Annotated in this window: 2 protein-coding genes; both read right to left on the bottom strand. The window is 57.1% G+C overall.

The annotated features are described in order from the left end of the window. Positions 1–115: 115 nt before the first annotated feature. The gene (locus JJ869_RS23035; protein ID WP_292271240.1) at positions 116–913 is read right to left on the bottom strand and encodes a helix-turn-helix transcriptional regulator; all 798 of its coding nucleotides are present in this window, start codon (positions 911–913) and stop codon (positions 116–118) included. A 168-nt stretch (positions 914–1,081) separates the two neighbouring features. Next, entirely contained in the window at positions 1,082–2,503 is a 1,422-nt protein-coding gene (locus JJ869_RS23040; RefSeq protein ID WP_292271242.1) for a saccharopine dehydrogenase NADP-binding domain-containing protein, read from the bottom strand. Positions 2,504–2,892 lie beyond the last annotated feature (389 nt).

Below are 2,892 nucleotides of genomic sequence, written 5' to 3' on the forward strand. Positions count from 1 at the left end.
ACCCGCCAATCTCCCGGCGCCCATGTCTGGGGTGCGCTTCCAAAAGGTCGTGCCGTTGGGAATACCTTGTTGCGCTGCAATCAAGTGAGCTGGCCGACATGGCACGATTCTTCAATCACCACCCGTCCTGTCTTCTGGGTGTCGATTCGCTCAAGAGAGTGGAATAGTTCAGGACGAAAAGGGTGCCCGAGGCATCCCTGACGGGGAGCATGAGGCGAACGAAGCTGACCTCTACGGTTTCGTTCGTCTCGGGGAATGGCACGATCCGTTTGAGCGGCGTGATCATCCCGACACCGGAATGCGCAACGGACCTGATCTGACCTTTCAGCTCGGTCAGATCGGACGTGCTGAGCGTTTCCAGAAAGTTTTCGAGACGGGAATTTTCGGCTGACCCAAGCGTCGTTGCGGACAGACCAAGCGCCCCGACATGGTGAATGCGCGGAATCGACGTTAACGCTTCTGCCGCGCTGACCAAATCGAAATGCGGCGCGATCTGATCGCTCTTGGACAGGTCACCGTCGGTTTCCTTCCACCAGGAAATGATCGAATCCAGCGTTGGACGGTCTCCCATCCGATCCAAAGACCGTTCGGTCGCCTTGAACACTGCCGACAGAAGCCGCGCCGCCTGGCGGTCCACTTCCTGCACCGGAAGAGCTTCGAATTGCTGTTGAAGGTGCTGATTTCGGTCTCTCAGCAGCACATCGACCGGAACACCCAAGGCATCTGCCAATCGAACTGGGGCCACCATGCTTGGGAGGGCCTGACCACGCATGATGTCGGAAATGGCGTGTTCCTCATCGAAACCGGCGCGAACGGAAAGCTCGGCTTCAGTCAGGTTCTGCGATTTCATGATGCTTTTCAGATTGGCCCGGAAGTTATCCAGAACCTCCAGTTCGGTTATGTTTGACACCATATTGCAGTCCGATTGTTACAGCATTCACCCACACCCAAGCTTATGGGTAACGTCGCGATGGTGGTGTGTATAGTAAAAATTCATCCTAAAGCTGATTTAACCTATGGCCAAACCGCAGCGTGTTTTAGGTTCACCGTCAGTCACAATGGGTATGACCCACCTTTTCGCTCAGCTTGCCAGCACGTTCCTGAACAGCCACGGATCACTTTCGTCGATGTCTTCCGGGAAATGTTCCCACCGGTCCTGCAGCGGAGTCCAATCGGTGTAATGCGCTTCGACCGGCCCAAGGTAGGGACGCTGGACCTCAAGGCATCGCGCATGATCCATCTCGTCCGTTTCAACGATCCCGGCCTCGGGATTCTCCAACGCCCAGACCATTCCCGCCAGCACGGCACTCGTGACCTGCATTCCGGTCGCGTTCTGATAGGGTGCGAGATCGCGGGTTTCTTCGTTCGACAGTCGCGAACCGTACCACATGGCGTTCTTTTCGTGCCCGTAGAGCAGCACCCCCAACTCGTCGATCCCCTCTACGATTTCATCTTCGGTCAGGATGTGATGAACCTGCTGCTGTTTGCCAGAGCCGAACATCTCGTGCAGCGACAGCACGGCGTCATCGCAGGGGTGATAGGCATAGTGGCAAGTCGGTCGATACTCTGGCGCACCGGCCTCACCCACGGTGTAATAATCCGAGATCGAAATCGCCTCGTTATGCGTCACCAGAAACCCGAATTGCGGACCGGGTGTCGGGCACCACGTGTGGACCCGCGTGATGGCACCGGGACGTTCGAGCCAGATCGCAGCCTGACACCCAGCCTCATAGGAATGCCCGTTTTCCGGAAACCATGTCTCGTGCGTGCCCCAACCCAGCTCTGCGGGCTGAAACCCTTCGGCGATGAAGCCTTCGACTGACCATGTGTTCACAAACACATTCCGCGGGCGCGGCGTGCGGCGGGCCTGCGTGTCACGTTCTGCAATATGCACACCTTTGACGCCCAGCGATTTCATCAGGCCCGCCCATCCGGCGCGGTCCTGTGGTGCAGAAACGTCGCGACCTGTGTCCTTGGCCAGCGTCAGCAGCGCTTCCTTGACGAACCACGACACCATCCCCGGGTTCGCGCCGCAGCAACTCACCGCAGTAGTGCCACCCGGATTGGTCGCCTTTTCGTCCCGCACCGCTTGGCGCAGCGCGTAATTCGTCCGCGCGGCGTTGTCGGTCGTGTCGAAGTAGAAACCCGCCCAAGGCTCCACGACAGTGTCGATGTAAAGCACACCCAGTTCGCGGCATAGCTTCATGAGATCCAGAGAAGACGTGTCGACCGAAAGATTGACACAAAACCCCTGCCCCTCGGCGAACAGGTCGCCCAGCACTTCGCGGTAGTTGTCGGGGGTCAGCGAAACCGAGAGATGGTTGATCTTGTGCTGACGCAGAAAGTTCGCCTGACGCGCATCCGGTTCGATCACGGTCAATTTGTCGGCATCATATTCGAAATGCCGCTCGATCAGAGGCCAGGTGCCTTTCCCGATAGAGCCGAAGCCGATCATCACGATCGGCCCCTCGATGCGACCGTAAACTGGATGGTTTCGCGTCATGATTACTCCTTGTCGAGCCTGAACCGGGTTGGGACCTGCGGATCCTATCAGCATGGCCTGCAACGGAATTTCTATCGCGCCATACGGACAGAGTCCAAGACACTCTCAATGTTCGGTTGAACCAAATCATACACTTCACCACGACGTTTGCGGTGTTGCGACAACAGATCGGCCTCCTGCCGCCGACTTCATCGAAGATCGGTTGCGAAGGTGGCTGAAAGTGATAGGGCAAAACCCGAAAAAAGTCTGGTGTTGGATGTCACTGAGAACTGACCCAGCAACGATCAACATTGTCACTGAGAATTGACCCATGTGGAACCCTCCCCCTGACGGGATTTGTCGGGGGTCATTGGAGTGATCGACATGGATATTTTGAGCGTCATTCGACG

This window comes from Marivita sp. (assembly GCF_017643905.1).
Classification (GTDB): Bacteria; Pseudomonadota; Alphaproteobacteria; order Rhodobacterales; family Rhodobacteraceae; genus Marivita.

Bases quoted from the DNA above. Each gene is read 5' to 3' on its own strand.
- JJ869_RS23040 (WP_292271242.1), bottom strand. From the start codon at position 2,503: ATGACGCGAAACCATCCAGTTTACGGTCGCATCGAGGGGCCGATCGTG.
- JJ869_RS23035 (WP_292271240.1), bottom strand. From the start codon at position 913: ATGGTGTCAAACATAACCGAACTGGAGGTTCTGGATAACTTCCGGGCC.